General features: G+C 61.2%; 18 protein-coding genes and 1 other RNA gene. 1 reads left to right on the top strand and 18 read right to left on the bottom strand.

The genetic code is table 11. The annotated features are described in order from the left end of the window. Nucleotides 1-61 precede the first annotated feature (61 nt). The 12 genes from pal to BM399_RS04210 all read right to left on the bottom strand — a co-directional run bounded on the left by pal (nt 62) and on the right by BM399_RS04210 (nt 12,364). Nucleotides 62-583: a peptidoglycan-associated lipoprotein Pal gene (gene pal / locus BM399_RS04265; protein ID WP_092866301.1), complete on the bottom strand. Its 522-nt coding sequence runs from the start codon at nt 581-583 to the stop codon at nt 62-64. Nucleotides 584-1,681: 1,098 nt separating this feature from the next. Continuing rightward, the gene (tolB, locus tag BM399_RS04260) at nt 1,682-3,019 is read right to left on the bottom strand and encodes a Tol-Pal system beta propeller repeat protein TolB (RefSeq protein WP_092866298.1); all 1,338 of its coding nucleotides are present in this window, start codon (nt 3,017-3,019) and stop codon (nt 1,682-1,684) included. A gap of 86 nt (nt 3,020-3,105) precedes the next feature. Further along, nucleotides 3,106-4,260, bottom strand: a complete 1,155-nt coding sequence (tolA, locus tag BM399_RS04255; RefSeq protein ID WP_092866294.1) for a cell envelope integrity protein TolA — start codon at nt 4,258-4,260, stop codon at nt 3,106-3,108. A 193-nt stretch (nt 4,261-4,453) separates the two neighbouring features. After that, nucleotides 4,454-4,903 carry a protein TolR gene (tolR, locus tag BM399_RS04250; protein WP_092864635.1) on the bottom strand — a complete coding sequence of 150 codons (450 nt, stop codon included), beginning with the start codon at nt 4,901-4,903 and terminating at the stop codon, nt 4,454-4,456. Nucleotides 4,904-4,907: 4 nt separating this feature from the next. After that, on the bottom strand, nt 4,908-5,624 hold the full coding sequence (gene tolQ, locus BM399_RS04245) for a protein TolQ (RefSeq protein ID WP_092866291.1): 717 nt from the start codon (nt 5,622-5,624) through the stop codon (nt 4,908-4,910). Between the two features lie 358 nt (nt 5,625-5,982). Then, nucleotides 5,983-6,474 (bottom strand): YbgC/FadM family acyl-CoA thioesterase, encoded by a 492-nt coding sequence (locus tag BM399_RS04240; RefSeq protein ID WP_092864632.1) that lies wholly within the window; start codon nt 6,472-6,474, stop codon nt 5,983-5,985. Further along, nucleotides 6,471-7,415, bottom strand: a complete 945-nt coding sequence (locus tag BM399_RS04235) for a metallophosphoesterase (RefSeq protein ID WP_092864629.1) — start codon at nt 7,413-7,415, stop codon at nt 6,471-6,473. Before BM399_RS04235 ends, BM399_RS04240 begins: the two co-directional genes overlap by 4 nt. A gap of 121 nt (nt 7,416-7,536) precedes the next feature. Continuing rightward, the gene (ruvB, locus tag BM399_RS04230; protein ID WP_092864626.1) at nt 7,537-8,583 is read right to left on the bottom strand and encodes a Holliday junction branch migration DNA helicase RuvB; all 1,047 of its coding nucleotides are present in this window, start codon (nt 8,581-8,583) and stop codon (nt 7,537-7,539) included. Between the two features lie 64 nt (nt 8,584-8,647). Beyond that, nucleotides 8,648-9,052, bottom strand: a complete 405-nt coding sequence (locus BM399_RS04225; protein ID WP_244531057.1) for a hypothetical protein — start codon at nt 9,050-9,052, stop codon at nt 8,648-8,650. A 62-nt stretch (nt 9,053-9,114) separates the two neighbouring features. Continuing rightward, nucleotides 9,115-9,738 carry a Holliday junction branch migration protein RuvA gene (gene ruvA / locus BM399_RS04220; RefSeq protein WP_092864619.1) on the bottom strand — a complete coding sequence of 208 codons (624 nt, stop codon included), beginning with the start codon at nt 9,736-9,738 and terminating at the stop codon, nt 9,115-9,117. Further along, nucleotides 9,735-10,262, bottom strand: a complete 528-nt coding sequence (gene ruvC, locus BM399_RS04215; protein WP_092864616.1) for a crossover junction endodeoxyribonuclease RuvC — start codon at nt 10,260-10,262, stop codon at nt 9,735-9,737. The genes ruvA and ruvC overlap by 4 nt, the downstream gene beginning before the upstream one ends. After that, complete coding sequence (locus BM399_RS04210; RefSeq protein ID WP_092864613.1) at nt 10,259-12,364, bottom strand: hypothetical protein; 2,106 nt, start codon at nt 12,362-12,364, stop codon at nt 10,259-10,261. The genes ruvC and BM399_RS04210 overlap by 4 nt, the downstream gene beginning before the upstream one ends. A gap of 163 nt (nt 12,365-12,527) precedes the next feature. Between BM399_RS04210 and BM399_RS04205 the strand changes: the two genes are divergently transcribed. Beyond that, nucleotides 12,528-12,845, top strand: a complete 318-nt coding sequence (locus tag BM399_RS04205) for a hypothetical protein (RefSeq protein ID WP_092864610.1) — start codon at nt 12,528-12,530, stop codon at nt 12,843-12,845. 24 nt (nt 12,846-12,869) lie between these two features. Here the strand turns inward: BM399_RS04205 and BM399_RS04200 are convergent, their stop codons facing one another. The 6 genes from BM399_RS04200 to BM399_RS04175 all read right to left on the bottom strand — a co-directional run bounded on the left by BM399_RS04200 (nt 12,870) and on the right by BM399_RS04175 (nt 16,037). Beyond that, nucleotides 12,870-13,619, bottom strand: a complete 750-nt coding sequence (locus BM399_RS04200; RefSeq protein WP_092864607.1) for a YebC/PmpR family DNA-binding transcriptional regulator — start codon at nt 13,617-13,619, stop codon at nt 12,870-12,872. A 97-nt stretch (nt 13,620-13,716) separates the two neighbouring features. Continuing rightward, complete coding sequence (locus tag BM399_RS04195; protein ID WP_092864604.1) at nt 13,717-14,544, bottom strand: TIGR00282 family metallophosphoesterase; 828 nt, start codon at nt 14,542-14,544, stop codon at nt 13,717-13,719. A gap of 13 nt (nt 14,545-14,557) precedes the next feature. Next, the gene (locus tag BM399_RS04190; RefSeq protein ID WP_092864601.1) at nt 14,558-15,133 is read right to left on the bottom strand and encodes a 5-formyltetrahydrofolate cyclo-ligase; all 576 of its coding nucleotides are present in this window, start codon (nt 15,131-15,133) and stop codon (nt 14,558-14,560) included. A gap of 32 nt (nt 15,134-15,165) precedes the next feature. Beyond that, nucleotides 15,166-15,325: non-coding RNA, 6S RNA (gene ssrS / locus BM399_RS04185), on the bottom strand. A 97-nt stretch (nt 15,326-15,422) separates the two neighbouring features. Beyond that, nucleotides 15,423-15,770 (bottom strand): cell division protein ZapA, encoded by a 348-nt coding sequence (locus BM399_RS04180; protein ID WP_092864599.1) that lies wholly within the window; start codon nt 15,768-15,770, stop codon nt 15,423-15,425. 45 nt (nt 15,771-15,815) lie between these two features. Beyond that, nucleotides 15,816-16,037: a hypothetical protein gene (locus BM399_RS04175; protein WP_092864596.1), complete on the bottom strand. Its 222-nt coding sequence runs from the start codon at nt 16,035-16,037 to the stop codon at nt 15,816-15,818. Nucleotides 16,038-16,096 lie beyond the last annotated feature (59 nt).

Here is a 16,096-nt window from a genome sequence, read left to right as displayed (position 1 = left end):
GCCGCAGCCACGTTCGATGCGCGGCTATGCGCGACGTGGCAGCAGTTCGGCGGGGCGACGGTTAACGCTGGCTAACCACGCCGGCGCTGCCACCACTGTTGAGCACCGTCTGAGCGCGGCGATTCTGCGACCAGCAGGAGATGTCGTTGCAAACCGCGACCGGACGCTCTTTGCCGTACGAGATCGTGCGGATGCGCGCGCCATTCACGCCGTGCTCGGAAAGGTAGTTGCGCACCGTCGTTGCGCGACGGGCGCCGAGCGCGATGTTGTATTCGCGCGTGCCGCGTTCGTCGGCATGGCCTTCGATGGTGATCGTGTATTGCGGGTATTGCGCCAGCCACTGAGACTGCTTCGACAGCGTCTGCGCAGCTTCCGGCGTCAGATCGACTGAGTCGGTCGAGAAGTAGACGAGGTCGCCGACGTTCTGTGTGAAGTCGCGCTGAGAACCGGGCGTCGCGTTGCCATACTTGCTGCTCAACCCGTCAGGCTGCATGTCCTTGTTGGCGCACGCGCCGACAGTCGCGGCAAGAATCGAAACGGCGGCAAGGCGCAGACACCAGCTCCGCGCAAACGTGGCCATCATTTCGCAAATCCCCTTCGTATCGATCTCATCTCTCGCGTGAGTTGCACACGCTTCGTCCGCTGAGAGAGATAGCTGTTTCATTCCCGCATAGAGAATCGTTCAGCCCAAAATATGGCCGATTCCCCTGTTGACCACCCGTCACTCACAAAAGCGCGCTCAGGATGTTCTGGATCCACTGCGATCCCTTCTCTCGTGAACTCTTAGCATCGCGATACGAGGTGTGCGTGCGACTAATTCGGTTTTGAGCAGATTTCTCGACGTTTTCCCGCCCCAAAAGCGCGCGCAAAAATCGCTTGGCTTTCGAGCCTCTGCTGACGGCGATGTAGATTGGAAATCAGTCTTAGACAAATCAGTCTTAGACAAAGTGACCGGTCGAGCAGATCGCCGAACACACCGGCAAAGCTCACCAAGGCACACCTCACGCACCGGAACGCGCCCGAGAACGGCACTCTAAAAAAGCTCAAGACCGAGATGGTGGCGAGGTAGTCGCCAACAACTCGGTCTTGAAGATTAGGATGAAAAACGCAGTACTTTGCAAACAAGAAGCACTTAGCGTGCGACCTGCTCCGAAGCCGCAGGCCCGCCGAGCTTAAGCGGCTGGTGCTCAACTTCTTTCCGGCATGCACCGAGAGCAACAGCTACAAAAACGGTAGCGAGAACAAATGCGCTTTTCATAGGTAGTCTCCTTTGAGACAGAGTACTCGTTATTAACGAGCAACCTGGTCGCTAGCGGTCGGGCCGCCGAGCTTCAAAGGCGTATGCTCAGCCTCACGGCGGCATGCGCCGAGGGCCACAGCGGCAACAACTGCTGACAAAAGGATCAGCCCCTTCACACCCTGCATGGTCATATCTCCTGATACGATTCCGGCAAAAGCCGTACTCTGGGGTACCGGGAGGGCGCGTTCCGATCAAGAACAGAGGCAGCAATTCCCAAGTTTTCCAAGCCAATAGGTGCGAAAATGCAACGGGACTTAGTGGGGAAAAGTCAACACTTTTTGGACTACGGTTAAGATGCGCAACCTATTGATATCGCGTATCTTTGTTTGTCTCGAACAGAGCGTCGTTAATAATTGGACAGCTTCGTTCGTAAATAGGGTGTTAATTCAGAAGCGGTGACCAAGCGGGGTCCGAAGCGAACGCCGGAGTGTCCACCTTTCGCTCGTTGTATCCGGTGATATCGACCGAGAAAATTCTCGGCCCCCCATTGCCCCCCTGCGACTCACGGAAGAACATCAAAACCCGCCCGTTCGGAGCCCAGGTCGGCCCCTCGTTGTGAAAACCTTCCGTGAGGATGCGCTCGCCCGACCCGTCCGGCTTCATGACGCCGATGATGAACTGGCCGCCCGACTGCTTGGTGAACGCTATATAGTCGCCACGCGGCGACCAGACCGGCGTCGAGTAGCTGCCGTCGCCCAGCGAGACCTGACGCTGGTTCGAGCCGTCCGAATTCATGACCCAAAGCCGCTGCGCCCCGGTCCGGTCGCTTTCGAAGACGATCTGGCTGCCGTCCGGCGAGTAGCTCGGGCTCGTATCGATGCCGTCCGACTGCGTGAGTCGGCGCGGCTGCCTGGATCTGAGATCCATTTCGTAAATGCTGGAACGGCCGTCGGGCGTCCCGAGGCTCATGATCACGCGTTGCCCGTCAGGCGAAAAGCGCGGCGCGAAGGTCATGTTGGGAAAGTCGCCGACGAGCTCCCGGCGTCCAGTTTCAAGGTTCATGATGAAAACCTTCGGCTGGTCGCCCGTGTAGGACATGTACGTGATTTCCTGGTTCGTCGGAGAGAACCTCGGCGTCAGCACAAGTTCTTGGCCCTGCGTCAAAAGCCGGACATTGGCGCCGTCCTGATCCATGATCGCGAGACGCTTCACGCGCTTCTCTTTCGGACCCGTTTCATCGACGTAGACGACGCGCGTATCGAAGTAGCCTTTCTCACCCGTCAGCCGTTCATAAACGCTGTCCGCGATGAGGTGGCCGATGCGGCGCCAGTTCCGCGCAGACGTGGAAAAGCGCTGGCCGACGAGCTGCTTTCCGCCCGCAACATCCCAGACCCTGAACTCTGCGCCGACCTTGCCGTCTCCCGCATTGACCACCCGTCCGACGACGAGCGCGTCGGCTTGAATGGAGCGCCAGTCGCCGAAGCGCGGCGCAGCATTGACGTCCCGAACCTGCTCGAGAAACGATTGATGATCGAGCGGCCGGAAGAGCCCCGAACGTTCGAGGTCCGCTTCAACCACGGCGGCGATATTGCTCGCCAGCTCCTGATCGTCGCCAAGAAATGTCGGAATTGCGATCGGGATCGGCGCGATCGTACCTTCCGTCTGCGTGCCTTTGAGCTGCGCCATCGCGGGAGGCGCCAACCCTGGGACGAGCCAGACGCAAGTGGCGACGAGCGTCGCAACGGAAAACAGCCTTTTACGGCGGACTTTCAAGGTCATGAATGGTCTCTCATGCGTCTCAGTGCGATTCGGAATTCCCAAGGCCATGTTTCGCTTCGCGGTCGAATGAAGCAACTTTTGGGCGTTTACAACATTTCACGCGGATCGAAAGTCCAGTCGATGTACTTCCACCCGCCCTCGTACTTGTCCGGAGGCAGGCGGAACGGAGCGCACATCCTGACAGCTCTGAGCGCTGCTTCGGCATAAACTTGCCCCGCCGTGGTCGATGGTGCGGACGTGACGCGCGGCTCACCAACGAGCGTGCCGTCCGCGTTCAGCTCCCAATGAAGCTCGACGACCGGAACCTCGCTGCCGCCGCCCGTACCCGGCGGACGCCAACAGCCGTTGAGCTGCGACTTCAGCATCCCCTTCAGGAGATCCTGCTCGCGCGCGGAAAGAACCGTATCGGAGCCCGTTTGCGTCCCGGCTTCCTTGCCGAAGTTCGTTGCCGTCGAGCTTGAGCCTGCCGCCTGCTGCCCCTTCTTCCGCTTGTCCTTGTCGAGAAGAGCTTTGGGCGTAGCGTCGTCCGGCGACTTCTCGAGCAGAGAAGCGATCTTGCTCGGATCGAACTGCTTCTTGGCGGCTTCGGCTTTCTTCTTGGCCTCTTCCTGTTTCTTCTTCTTGAGTTCGGCAGCCTTCTTCTTCTTGGCCTCTTCTTCGGCTTTCTTCTTGGCTTCGTCTTCAGCCTTTTTCTTGGCTTCGTCCTCGGCCTTTTTCTTCGCCTCCTCGTCAGCCTTCTTCTTGGCTTCCTCGGCCTTCCGCTCTTCGTCAAGCTTCTGTTCCAGAAGCTTTTTTTCGTCAGGCGTCGGCCCCGGAGCAGGCTCCGGCGGCGGCGGTGGTTCCTCGATCTTCTTGGCTATTGGATCAGGCTCGGTCTTCGCCGGCGGTGGTGGCGGCGGAGGCGGAGGCTCGGCAGCTTGAGGCGGCTCGGGCTCCGGTGGCGGCTCGACCTTTGCGACCTGCTCTTCAGCGGGCGGCGGAGGTGGCGGCGGCGGCGCGTTGTTCGGCTTCGCCGTGTCGTTCTTGCTGTCGTCGGGCTTCGGTTTGTCGTTCGCCTTGGTCTCGAGATTTTTCGCGTCCTCAGCTCCCTGCTTCAAGCGCAGGAACTCGGACGGCGTGATGATGTCCGCTGAGATCGCCGGCGTATCTGGTGATATCGGCGGTGCCGTAGGCAACGAAAAGAGCGCCCACCCGAGGAGTGAAGCGTGAAAGAGGAGGGACAGAACGAGTCCGAAGGGCACGGTCAGCACCCACCTTCACTGAAAGACGGCACGTAAGCGCGCACGCAATGGTGGCGAACCGCAGGGCGAACCAGGATACGCGTCGTCGGCTGCGAGCAATTCGACCGACGCATCGGCAGAGCGCTTCGCGTGTTCCTTGGCCGACGCGCATCCTGGTTCGTCATACGTATCGTCCTTTAGAGATTACGAGCGCTTAGGAGCCTCCCTTTTCTCCATTGAGAACGAACGACAGCTTCTTGAACCCGCCTTGGTTGATGCGGCTCATCACCTCCATCACCGTGCCGTAGTTCACGCCCTTGTCGCCGCGCACGAAGATCGTCTCGTCGTAGCCGTTGCCCGCGATTGCCTTGAGTTTCGTCGCCAGGTCGTCGATCGGAACCTGCGAGTCGCCGATGAAGACGTCGCCATTGGCCTTGACCGTTACCGCCACCGGATCCTTCTTCGGAGGCTGGATCTCTTGCCCCTTCGATTCCGGCAAATTGACATCGATGCCCGTCTGCAGAAGCGGCGCCGCAACCATGAAGATGATCAAAAGCACGAGCATCACGTCGACCATCGGCGTGACGTTGATTTCGCTCATCGGCATGTGCCGGCCGCGACGCCGGCGCCCGCTGCCACCGCCCGCTTTGGCGCTCATCCCCATCGGCTTAAGCCCTTACGTCGATCTGGCGAGATACGATCGCCGCGAATTCATCGGAAAAAGCATAGAGACGCTGCGAAATCGCAGCCGAATCGGCCGAGAACTTGTTGTAGAAAATAACTGCCGGAATGGCGGCCATGAGGCCGAGTGCCGTCGCGAACAAGGCTTCCGCGATACCAGGTGCAACAACCGCCAGCGAGGTGTTCTTCGAAACCGCGATCGACTGGAAGCTCGTCATGATGCCCCAGACCGTACCGAACAGGCCGACGAACGGCGCCGTCGAACCAACGGTCGCAAGAAACAGCAAGCGCCGGTCGAGACGTTCCATCTCCCGGCTGATCGTGACGTCCATCACCTTCTCGACGCGCAGCTGAATGCCACCGAGCGCGCGGATGTTGCCTTCGACCGAGCGCTTCCACTCGCGCATCGCGGCAACGAAGAGCGCCGCCATGGTGATCGTCCGCCCGCGCGACAGGTTCGCGTAAAGCTCGTCGAGCGATTGACCCGACCAGAACAATTGCTCGAAGCGGTCGCTCTCGATGCGAGCACGCCGGAAGGCGAGGAGCTTTTCGAAGATGATCGCCCACGACCAGACGGACGCGATGCCAAGCCCCGTCATGATGATTTGGACGGTAAGGCTCGCATGCAAAAACAGTTCGATGAACGAGACGCCGCTCGCTCCGACCGGGGCAACGGCGCTTTGGGCGACATCCGCGGGATTCATTTCACCATCCATGTCGAAGAATTGCGATACCCGTACGGAGCCGCACGGGCCGTTGAATTTCGGCAGCATTGGGACGCGCCCGGCGCGGGCCCGATGAAGTTTGCGTATGACGGCGTAATGACGTCCACCCCGGCAGCAAGCGCCATCGCCCACCACACTCATTCGCATCCAGAGCTTTTGACGCCCAATATGACGAAACGAGGGCTTGATGTAGCCGATGGCAATGACGCATCGTCGTGTTTATCCACGAAAAACGCGGCCATTTACCTCATGATGAGCCATGACGACCGGGGTCACGAATGTCAATCGGCGTGTGGACGCGCTTTGATGGCGCCGGCGAAATATTGCGCGCCGAGACTTACGTCCGGGAATTTTTCGCCCCCGCCGCATGCGCTTGGAAGGCTTCGCGCACAGCGTCGCTCAAGCGGAGCGGCTTCCCTGAAATCGACACGAGCACCACGACGACCTCGGCCGAAACGAGACGCATGCCATCGCGACTGATCGTCTGATCGAGCGTTACGCTGGCCGCGCCAAGCTCCTTGACGCGCGTTTCGACCTCCAGGAGATCGTCCATGCGTCCGGGACGCGCGAAGTCGAAGCTCATCCGCCGAACGACGAAGGCCGCGGGTTCGGTGCTCTCGGAACCGTCGATCAAACGCCGGGCGTCGGTGCCGAGAAGGCGCAGAAAATCGGTGCGGCCGCGTTCCGCGAAGCGCACGTACGAGGCGTGATAGACGAGGCCGCCTGCGTCGGTGTCCTCGAAATAGACGCGAACGGGAAGAATGTGCCGCTGACCGCCCGCATCGCGAACGATGCGCCCGGCAAGATCGGGCCACTGCTCGCGGGTCAAACTTCGCCCCCTTCGGACCCGCCAAGCTCAATGACGACGATTTCGGGCGGAGAGCCGAATCTGATCGGCAACGACGAGCACCCAAGACCGCCCGAGACGATCATGTGCCGCTTGTCCTCGACGATGTGACCGTACGCATAACGTGATCCAAAACGCGACGGCACGATGGGCGCATATCCGAATATCCGAACCTGGCCGCCATGCGTGTGACCGGCGATCGTCAAGGAAACCCGGTTAGAAACCTTCGGAAAGATATCTGGCTCATGCGCCATCAGGATCACCGGAGCGCTGTCCGTCACCTGCCGGAGCGTCGCCGGAAGATCATCGACGCCGTGATAGGCGATTTTGCCCCCTTGCACGAACTCGTCGTATTCTTCGTTTCGCGGCCAGAACGCCCATTGATCGCCGAGACCAGCGAGCCAGAAAGCTTGCCCATCCTTCTCGAGGCGCACGGCATTGTTCTCGTAGACCGGAATGCCGACCACTTGCAGCGCCAATCCGGCAGGCGTCGGGCCCGCGCGTTTTTTCTGCACGTCGCGCGATTCCCACCAGTCGTGGTTGCCGAGAACCGCATGGACGCCAAGCGGCGCCTTGAGCTTACTGAGAACGGTCGCCCAAGCGCCACTGCTCACGGCCCCCGAATATTTCCCGAGCCGATGACCGACGACGTAATCCCCGAGCAGCAGTATGGCGTCCGCACCGAGGCTGTTCGTCTGCTCGACGATGACTTCGAGACGCTCGACCGACATCCAGGGTTCGCAAACGTGAAGGTCCGCGAGCACCGCAAACTTCAGCTTGAGACCCGGCGTCCAGTTGGGAGGCGTCAAGTTGTACGAAGTCACTCTTTCGCGGAAGGCTTCGGCGAGCGCGTAACCGCTGAGCGCCGTCGAGCCGACCCCGGCCACGCCAGTCAACTTCAGCAAATCGCGGCGACTGATCAAACCCGTTTTCCCTCGAACCGTGCAGCGGAAGGACGAAGCCTTCCCTCATCCTGGCCTGAGAATGCTGTCGAATCCGTGAACTTCGCCACCCCAAAGCGGGCCAAGACGGGCGAGAGCGGCGTTAAGTCCCGTCCTCGTCGTCCTCAAAAATAGGCAGTTCCGGCGTGGCCGCGCGCGCGGGCCCGTTAACCCCAAGATGGCGATAAGCCTTGAGCGTCAAAACCCGCCCGCGGGGGGTGCGGCCGATGAACCCTTGCTGCAGAAGAAAGGGCTCCACGATCTCCTCAAGCGCATCCCGAGGCTCGGAAAGCGCCGCGGCCAGCGTTTCGATACCGACCGGCCCGCCTTCGTAGTTGTGAAGGATGCACCCGAGATAGCGGTGATCGAGCGCGTCCAGCCCCTCGCCATCGACCTCGAGCATCGTCAGCGCCCGGTCGGCGACCTCGGCGTTGATGACGACCGCCCCTTCGACCGACGCGAAATCGCGAACGCGGCGAAGAAGACGCCCGGCGATCCGCGGCGTGCCCCGCGAGCGTTTGGCGATTTCACGCGCGCCGTCGGGAGACATCTGCGCGCCGAGCACGCGCGCACCGCGGCCGACGACCAGTTCGAGTTCCGCAATCGAATAGAAGTTGAGGCGGACGGGAATCCCGAAGCGATCCCGCAACGGATTGGTCAGCAGTCCCGCCCGCGTCGTCGCGCCGACGAGCGTGAATTTCGGCAGATCGATGCGCACCGACCGCGCCGCCGGCCCCTCGCCGATCATCAGATCGAGCTGGAAATCCTCCATGGCCGGATAGAGTATTTCTTCGACAGCCGGATTGAGCCGGTGGATTTCGTCGATGAAGAGCACGTCGCGCTCTTCGAGATTGGTCAGGAGCGCCGCGAGATCGCCAGCCTTCGAGATCACCGGCCCCGACGTTGCCCGAAATCCGACGCCGAGTTCCTTCGAAAGGATCTGCGCCAGCGTCGTCTTGCCGAGACCCGGAGGACCGGCAAAGAGCACATGGTCGAGCGCGTCGCCCCGCCCGCGCGCCGCCTTGATGAAAACCCGAAGGTTGGCGCGCGCCTGCTCCTGCCCGACGAATTCGTCGAGCGATTGCGGACGTATCGTCGCCTCGAAGGCGTCGACGTCTTTTCGCGCGCTGCTGACGAGCCTGTCGGTCATGGTTTGTTCGTGAGGCTATTCGCCAGCGCCGTCAAGTCGACCGGCTGACGTCTGAAGCCCGATTTCAGTGTTTGAGAATGCCGATCGTCATCAGCAGCGCCCGCATGCCGATGAAGAGAAGACCCGCGACGAACGCCAGGAAAGGCACGCCCGCACTCGCGTCCAACGGGAAAATGATTGCCGCCGCCATGAACCCGAGAACACCCGCAACCGCCGCCTCGAGCCAGCCGTAAGTGCCGTTCTGCAAAACGAACGGCGTTAAGCCCAGCGCCGAAACCGTCGCCGGAAAAGCGCTCCAGACGAACGCGTCGATCCCGGCCTTGCCAAGGCCTTCGCCGCCACGCGAAGGCAGCAGGAAATCGGTTGCCGGGCTGAGAAGCATCAGCCCGAGATCGATGATGCCCGCAAAGAACGGAACCGCCAGCGAGGTGATCAGCACCATCCAGAGCGCGCGTTGTGTGTTGCTCAAAGTAATGTTTCTCATAATTAGCGAACTGTTCCGATGAAGATTTTGCGGGGCGCGCGCGCGCTCTAGCGAGCCAGTTCCTTGAGACTACGCTTGATGAGCCCAGCCGTATCCGCCGCATCTCCAAGCTCTTTCGAAGCAATGGCGACCGCGGCACTGGCCTGGGCCGGGTTGTAGCCGAGATTGGTCAGCGCCGAGAGGGCTTCCGAGAAGGCCAATCCCGCGGAGGAGCCATTCGGCTGCAGCGTCGCATGGCCGGCCGCCGGGATGGCATGGCCTCCGATCGCCAGCCCCGGCGCCTTGTCCTTCAATTCGGCGACGATGCGCAAAGCGAGCTTCTTGCCGACGCCCGGCGCCTCTTCGACCGCGGCCCAGTTGCCGAGCGCCACCGCGCTCGCGAGATCCTGCGGCGACATGATGCCGAGAACGCTCAACGCGACTTTCGCGCCGACACCCTGGATCGACTGCAGCGTCCGGAACCAGCTCCGCTCGAACTCGCTCTGAAACCCGAAAAGCCGGATCGCATCCTCGCGCACGTGCGTATCGATCGTCAGCGCCACGTCGTCGCCCGGCTTCAAATTGCGCAGCGTCCGCGACGACGCCTGCACTTCGTAGCCGACGCCGTTGACATCGATGAGGACATAGCTTTCGCCGACAGCGTCGACCTTGCCTTTGAGCTTGCCGATCATGTGGAAGCGACCTTGGTTGCAACGGCCGCCAGGCGCTGCCGGCTGACGCGGTGATGCGCGTGCGTGATGGCGATCGCCAGCGCATCGGCTTCATCCGCGCATCCGAACGTCGCCTTCGGCAGGAGAAAGCCGATCATCGCCTGGATCTGTTGCTTTTCAGCGTGTCCCGCGCCGGTCACCGACTTCTTGATCAAATTCGGAGTGTATTCGGCGACGCGCAATCCGAGCCGCGCGGGAGCGAGCAGAACGGCGCCGCGCGCCTGTCCGAGCTTCAACGTCGAACGCGGGTTCTCGTTGACGAAGGTCTCTTCGACCGCGGCTTCCGACGGGCTGAAGCTCTGGATGACGCTCGTCACGGCATCGAAAAGCGCGGAAAGCCGATAGGCGAGATCGTCGTCCTTCGGGGGCGTGATGACGCCGGACGCGACGTACCCGAGCCGGACGCCGTCGCTTTCGACGATGCCCCATCCCGTCCGCCGCAAGCCGGGGTCGATGCCGATAATGCGAATCGTTCGTCCATTCATGCTCTCCGCATAGCACGAACCGCATAGGGCGCCGAAGGCGTCATAGGTGGCGGCGGCAGCGGCGGCGGCTTCGTCGCGTCGGCAACCTTGCCCGTCAGAATGGCGTCGAGGGCCTCGGCAACGGCGGGCTCAGTCCAGTAGCCGGTGTGGCCTCCAATCCCCATCACATGATTGTCGACGCGAAGCCCCGGCGGCGGGTTGATGCGCCCGCCGATGTAATCGTCGACACGATAAAGATTGATCCAGCATTTCAGGCTCGCGGCGATGCCGAGCGGTGCCCCCTTCGATGCCGAGTACTCATGGAAATATTTTTGATAGAGCGTGCCGAGCGGCGAGCCGAACGTCAGCAGCGCCGGCGAAGCGTCGCCCAGTCGCGCGTAATGCGGGCCGTTATCACGCAGGAAATCATACACGATGACCGAGCCCTGGCTGTGCGCCAGGAAGATGACGCCGTCGTATCCCTGGTTCTGCACGAAATGTTCGAGAACGAGGTTGAGCCGCCCCTGGAGTCGCTCGCGCCGCAAATGGCGAAAACGCGAGCGAAATGCTGACGGGATGAAGTACGCGGCCGTCTCCTGCCGCGGCTGATAATGGTGGTCGATGAGATCGCGCGCGACGTTGACGACGTTCGCAATGCGCCGCCCGAAGAAGAACGGAAGCGCCAGCGCAACGACAGCCGCGACCGGAAGAATGTAGCTGCGCAGCGTCACGAAGACGTGGTTGCTGTCGAGATAGGGCTGCACGAACACCAGCGCCATGACGACGATGAACGCCACGATCAGCAGCGCGACCAGAAAGGGATTGAACAGGAGCCTCGGCATGTTCCGCGCCGTGTGCTCGAGATCGGAAAGCCCTCGTCGTGCCCGCAAATGCCTGAGTTCGATCAGAATGCCGCCGCCGATGATGAACAGCATCACGGTCAGCGCGGCAGCCGCAAAGATGAATTTGAAGCGGCCGATCCAGTCGAGTTCGATATTGGGAACCTGCACGAGCTTCGCGACCGCGCTGGTCCTGTCGATTTGATGCGCCTCGATCGCGCGCTCGATGAACGGCTTTGCTTCCTTGAGTGTCGTGATCGTCTCGGCGCGATTGAGGATCGGATAGATCGCGCTGACGACGACCGTCGTCCAGAGCAGGAATTGCATGATCAAAATGGCGATGCTCGTCGAGACGGTCGCCAAGCGCGAGTGATCTCCCGTCTTCAGCGCACGCAAATAAGCGAGGCCGAGCAACGCCGTGGCGAACAGCATCACGCCGCCCCAGATGCGCCAGCCCCAGATGATGACTTTGTAAAGTCCGTTGATGTAGCAAGCCGCCGCCGACGACCCGGCGATTGCGCAATCCACCGCATGCACGCCAGCTCCGCGTTCCGGACCAATCTCGAGATCAGGAACGATTTTAAGCAGCGGCAACAGCACGTCGTAAAACGTCAGCACAAAAACCGCGAGCGCCGCGATGGCGAGCCAGAACACGGTGTCGTACCAAGAGTAATCCTGTTGCCGCGTAATCTTGTAGAAGACGTAGAGCGATCCGACGAACATCATCGCAGTGACGATCAGCACCTGCGATCTCACGTCCACGACGTCGGTCGTCAGAGTTGCGGGCTCGAAAAGAAAAAGACCACAGATCACCGACGTCACGATCGTCAGCGCCGCACTCGGGCCGCGAATGAGCCAGCCGGCGATCCAGAGTATTTTCCTGAGAAGCCACGAGATCGCATCCCGTGACCGGTCGAGCATCGCGTCCACGAGGTGATGAGATTCGAAGATGACGCGGAAGAGCTGCAGCAGCGTGTTCACGCGGCCTTCCTGAACCGTCGTCAGATCGGCCCAGTGCAGTTCAACCGCCTCGATCTCGATGCCGCTGGTGTGCGCCGCGCCCCGGCGAATGACGGGAAATACCGGCGCCGGCGTCCCGATCTCGGGCTCGGCCATCCGGTTGTATTCGTTGGCGGGCGAAACGCTGTAGCCCGGCCGCGTCTGAGCGAGAGTATCGAGAACGGCGTTGACGCAATAACCAGGCTCGGTCTCACCGACGCCATGGACAACGACAAGCCCGACGCGAACACGGCCCCTTCCCCCCGATGGTCCGTCCGCCGCCATTCATTCCCCCGTACGCAGTATGCTGCCCAATCATAATGCCTTTGACGCGATCCGCGATACCCCTCGGAACCCTCCAGGGGCCTCGTCAGAACACGCGATTTCGGCTTAAGTGTTGCCGATTGACCAGCATCCTTCGTAACCAATCCGACTTGATGAGGACGTCATGGACCCGACATTTTCTCATCCGCACTGGATTGTGGCGGGTTTACTGCTGATCCTTGCCGGTTTCTGGTTATTTCGGTGGTCCCGGCGCAACAGCGCGGCAGGCGAAATCGCCGCCGCCACGACTGAAGCTGCCATTAACAAACTTTTGAAAAATCCTCCGGCGAAGGTCCCGGCCGGGGCGCAAAGCCCGGCGAAGAAGCGAGCGGCCGCGAATTTCCGGAACGCCATGGCCCAACTCGCCGGCATCGTCGGCCTGTTGATGCTCATTGCCGGACTTGTCTATGCAGTGTTCGGAATATTCTATCCCGGAGAATAGCGGCAGCGGACGATCGCGTTTCCGTCAAGCCGCCGTCAGCTTCTTCATGACGTCGTCGGAAATTTCGAAGTTGGCGAAGACGTTCTGCACGTCGTCATCGTCTTCGAGCGCCGCCAGCAATTTCATGATGGATTGAGCGTTGTCCTCCTCGACCGGCGTCGTGAGGTTAGGCTTCCAGATCGCTTTGACGCTTTGAGCTTGGCCGAGCTTCTTCTCGAGTTCGGCGGCAACAGTGCCCAATGTCTCGAACCCGCAAGCAATGACGTGACCATTTGCGTCCGACACGACGTCGTCGGCTCCGGCATCGATCGCAGCTTCGAGAACGGTTTCGGCCGAGCCCGCTGCTGCCTTGTACGTGATCTCGCCGACATGATTGAACATATGGCTGACCGCGCCCGTCGCACCGAGGTTGCCGTTGTATTTCGTGAACACACTGCGCACCACGCCACCCGTGCGGTTGCGATTGTCCGTCAACGCCTCGATGATCACAGCGACGCCGCCCGGCGCATAGCCCTCGTAGCGCACCGCCTCGTAGTTCGCGAGATCGCCGCCCTGCGCCTTCTTGATCGCGCGCTCGATATTATCCTTCGGCATGTTCTCGGCCCGCGCTTCCTGAACGGCGAGGCGCAGCCGCGGATTCATATCGGGATCCGGCGTTCCGGACTTGGCGGCGACAGTGATCTCGCGGGCAAGCTTCGCAAAGAGCTTCGAACGCATCGCGTCCTGCTTGCCCTTGCGGTGCATGATGTTCTTGAATTGCGAATGGCCGGCCATGCTCGTGCTCGCTTGACTTGGAAATATGCGCTGATCTTAAGCCCGTCTTTTGCGCAACGGCCGCGCCCCGGTCAAGACATCGGCGGCAAGCTCGTCTTCAGGTGTCCGACCAGAACGCTGGAACGGCCATCTCGAGGTGCGGGCCGAGGCGCAAAGGCCCGGCGTTCACGGCCAAACCCGTTTTGTCATCGATATCGACCGCAAATCCCGAAATTGTTCCGGGTCCGGTGGCCGGCTCGTATCGGCCGCGCGGAATGCGGGTCAAAAACCGGTTGAGCGGCTCCTCGGAATCCATGCCGAGCACCGAGTTGTAGTCACCGCACATGCCCGCGTCCGACATATAGGCCGTACCGCTCGAAAGGATGCGGCCGTCCGCCGTTGGCGTGTGCGTGTGCGTCCCGACGACGACACTGACGCGCCCGTCGAGGAAGATGCCCATCGACTGCTTCTCGCTCGTCGCTTCGGCGTGAAAGTCGACCAGGATCGCGTCCGCGCCGTGCTTCAGCGCGCACGCGGTAATCTCATTGTCGACCGCACGGAACGGGCAGTCGAGCTCGGTCATGAAAACACGCCCCATGGCGTTCACGACGAGAACATCTGCCCCGCTCTTGGCCTTGAGCAAGGTCGCACCCTTGCCCGGCGTTCCCTTGGGGTAATTGAGAGGACGGATCAGCCGGTCGTGACGCTCGATGAAGACCAGAGCGTCCTTCTGATCGAACGAATGATTGCCGAGCGTCACGCAATCGGCGCCGGCATCGATGAGATCGTTGAGGATCGCCTCTGTAATCCCGAAGCCGCCGGCCGAGTTTTCGCCGTTGATCACGACGAAATCCAGTCCATAGCGTTTGATGAGGCCCGGCAATGCATCGCAAACCACCGTTCGGCCAGGGCGACCGACGATATCGCCGAGAAACAAAAGACGCATCAAGGATTCCGGATCAAGGGTCGAGGCAACGTTGCGGGCCTGAAGGCGTCAGAACCCAGTCGAGTTTCTCGTCATAGCTTTCGACCGGCACCGCGTCGACCCTTTGTTCATCGTAGGCGATGCCGACCGCGACGATCGGTTTTAACGCCCGCAATCGCTTGAGCGTCCGGTCGTAGAAACCGCCGCCATAGCCGAGCCGGTAGCCCCGTCCGTCGAATGCCAGGAGCGGCACCAGAACGACGTCCGGGTCGACGGCCGGCTTATCCTCGAGCGGCTCCGCAATCCCCCAGGCCGCTGGCGCCATGGCGTCGCCGGGCGACCACGATCGCATCAGAAGGGGCTTCCCACGGCCTTGCATCACGGGGAGAGCAAGCCGGAACCCTTCGGCCTGCAGCCACGCCATAAGCGGCCCCGGATTGATCTCGTCGCGGATAGCGGCGAAACCCGAGACGACCGCATCGGCCTTGATCCCAAGAAAATCGAGGCCCTGAGCCGCAATCTTGCGGCTCGCCTCCGCTCCGTGACGCTCAAAGGCGTCTTTACGCCGAAGAAACGCTTCGGCCCTCAGCTCTTTCTTTGCGTCTGGCATAGCTTCCGCAGTCAAACGCTCTTTCCGTCGAAATAAGTGCCGCGAAGGCCGTTGGGAACATGATCCCGCGTGGTCCCTACGATTGTAGGTGGGCACCATGTGTCCGAAGCCACGGCTCCGGACAGGGACAGCACCCGTGCGGATCTTATAGGCCCCCGGGTCATTTGTCCCTGACGAGCCCCGCAGCATGACTGATTTAAGTTAGGTGACGGGAAAAATCCAGGGTTACCGCCGGATTGGCTGTCGATTCCCGCTGCTATGGAGGCTGCCACGAGGGATGTACGCCGTACTAGCCTTTGGCGCGCCGCCGCACGGGCTCGAGATCTTCGTCCTCGTGGTCCTCGTCGGCCTCTTCGCCGGATTCGTCCCTGATCGAGCGAATGGCGGCCGATCTGGCAGCCGGCGAGCTGCCTTCGAGCAATTCGTCGACATCCGCCCGCGCGTCGAATAGCTCGTCGGTTACCATCAATGCTGCCATCAAGATTAATCGCTCGTCGCCGATGGCCCCGTGTTCGCGCACGACCGCATCGAGCTTCGAACTCAAATAATCAACGATATCGGTGAGGCGCTGAGCGTCGTGCTCTTCGCACTGGAAGCGATAGGTGCGTTGATTGAAGGTGAACGGGACTTCGGCCATTCTATCCGGCAGCTCCGCCGCTCTCCCCTTGAACGACGCTCACAGTCAACCGCTCTCGTGCAGACTATGAAGCGAATCGAGAACCCAATCAATCCGGTTCAGCGCATCCGCAGTCCGCTGCTCGAGCTCCGCGATCCGTTGCTGCGCGGCCGCGAGTTCAGCCCTGAGGCGCGCGTTCTCCGACCGCAACTCAACGTCGCCAGCCGGTTTGCGGGCCGACTTGACGTCGTCCGCGCGTTTCATCTTAACGGTGTTGCGTTCAGTCATGGCCTCTAATCGCCCTTTCGGGCGACACGATTGACGCATCTATCACCTATGCTTGCCCT

Origin of the sequence: Hyphomicrobium facile (assembly GCF_900116175.1) — a bacterium.
Classification (GTDB): Bacteria; Pseudomonadota; Alphaproteobacteria; order Rhizobiales; family Hyphomicrobiaceae; genus Hyphomicrobium_B; species Hyphomicrobium_B facile.
The sequence above is the reverse complement of the archived record's forward strand: the minus strand, read 5'-3'. Positions and strand labels throughout refer to the sequence as shown.

Excerpts from the sequence above, each read along its gene's own strand:
- pal (WP_092866301.1), bottom strand. The coding sequence starts at position 583 with ATGATGGCCACGTTTGCGCGGAGCTGGTGTCTGCGCCTTGCCGCCGTT.
- tolB (WP_092866298.1), bottom strand. The coding sequence starts at position 3,019 with ATGACCTTGAAAGTCCGCCGTAAAAGGCTGTTTTCCGTTGCGACGCTC.
- tolR (WP_092864635.1), bottom strand. The coding sequence starts at position 4,903 with ATGGGGATGAGCGCCAAAGCGGGCGGTGGCAGCGGGCGCCGGCGTCGC.
- tolQ (WP_092866291.1), bottom strand. The coding sequence starts at position 5,624 with ATGAATCCCGCGGATGTCGCCCAAAGCGCCGTTGCCCCGGTCGGAGCG.
- ruvB (WP_092864626.1), bottom strand. The coding sequence starts at position 8,583 with ATGACCGACAGGCTCGTCAGCAGCGCGCGAAAAGACGTCGACGCCTTC.
- ruvA (WP_092864619.1), bottom strand. The coding sequence starts at position 9,738 with ATGATCGGCAAGCTCAAAGGCAAGGTCGACGCTGTCGGCGAAAGCTAT.
- ruvC (WP_092864616.1), bottom strand. The coding sequence starts at position 10,262 with ATGAATGGACGAACGATTCGCATTATCGGCATCGACCCCGGCTTGCGG.
- BM399_RS04210 (WP_092864613.1), bottom strand. The coding sequence starts at position 12,364 with ATGGCGGCGGACGGACCATCGGGGGGAAGGGGCCGTGTTCGCGTCGGG.
- BM399_RS04205 (WP_092864610.1), top strand. The coding sequence starts at position 12,528 with ATGGACCCGACATTTTCTCATCCGCACTGGATTGTGGCGGGTTTACTG.
- BM399_RS04200 (WP_092864607.1), bottom strand. The coding sequence starts at position 13,619 with ATGGCCGGCCATTCGCAATTCAAGAACATCATGCACCGCAAGGGCAAG.
- BM399_RS04195 (WP_092864604.1), bottom strand. The coding sequence starts at position 14,544 with ATGCGTCTTTTGTTTCTCGGCGATATCGTCGGTCGCCCTGGCCGAACG.
- BM399_RS04190 (WP_092864601.1), bottom strand. The coding sequence starts at position 15,133 with ATGCCAGACGCAAAGAAAGAGCTGAGGGCCGAAGCGTTTCTTCGGCGT.
- BM399_RS04180 (WP_092864599.1), bottom strand. The coding sequence starts at position 15,770 with ATGGCCGAAGTCCCGTTCACCTTCAATCAACGCACCTATCGCTTCCAG.
- BM399_RS04175 (WP_092864596.1), bottom strand. The coding sequence starts at position 16,037 with ATGACTGAACGCAACACCGTTAAGATGAAACGCGCGGACGACGTCAAG.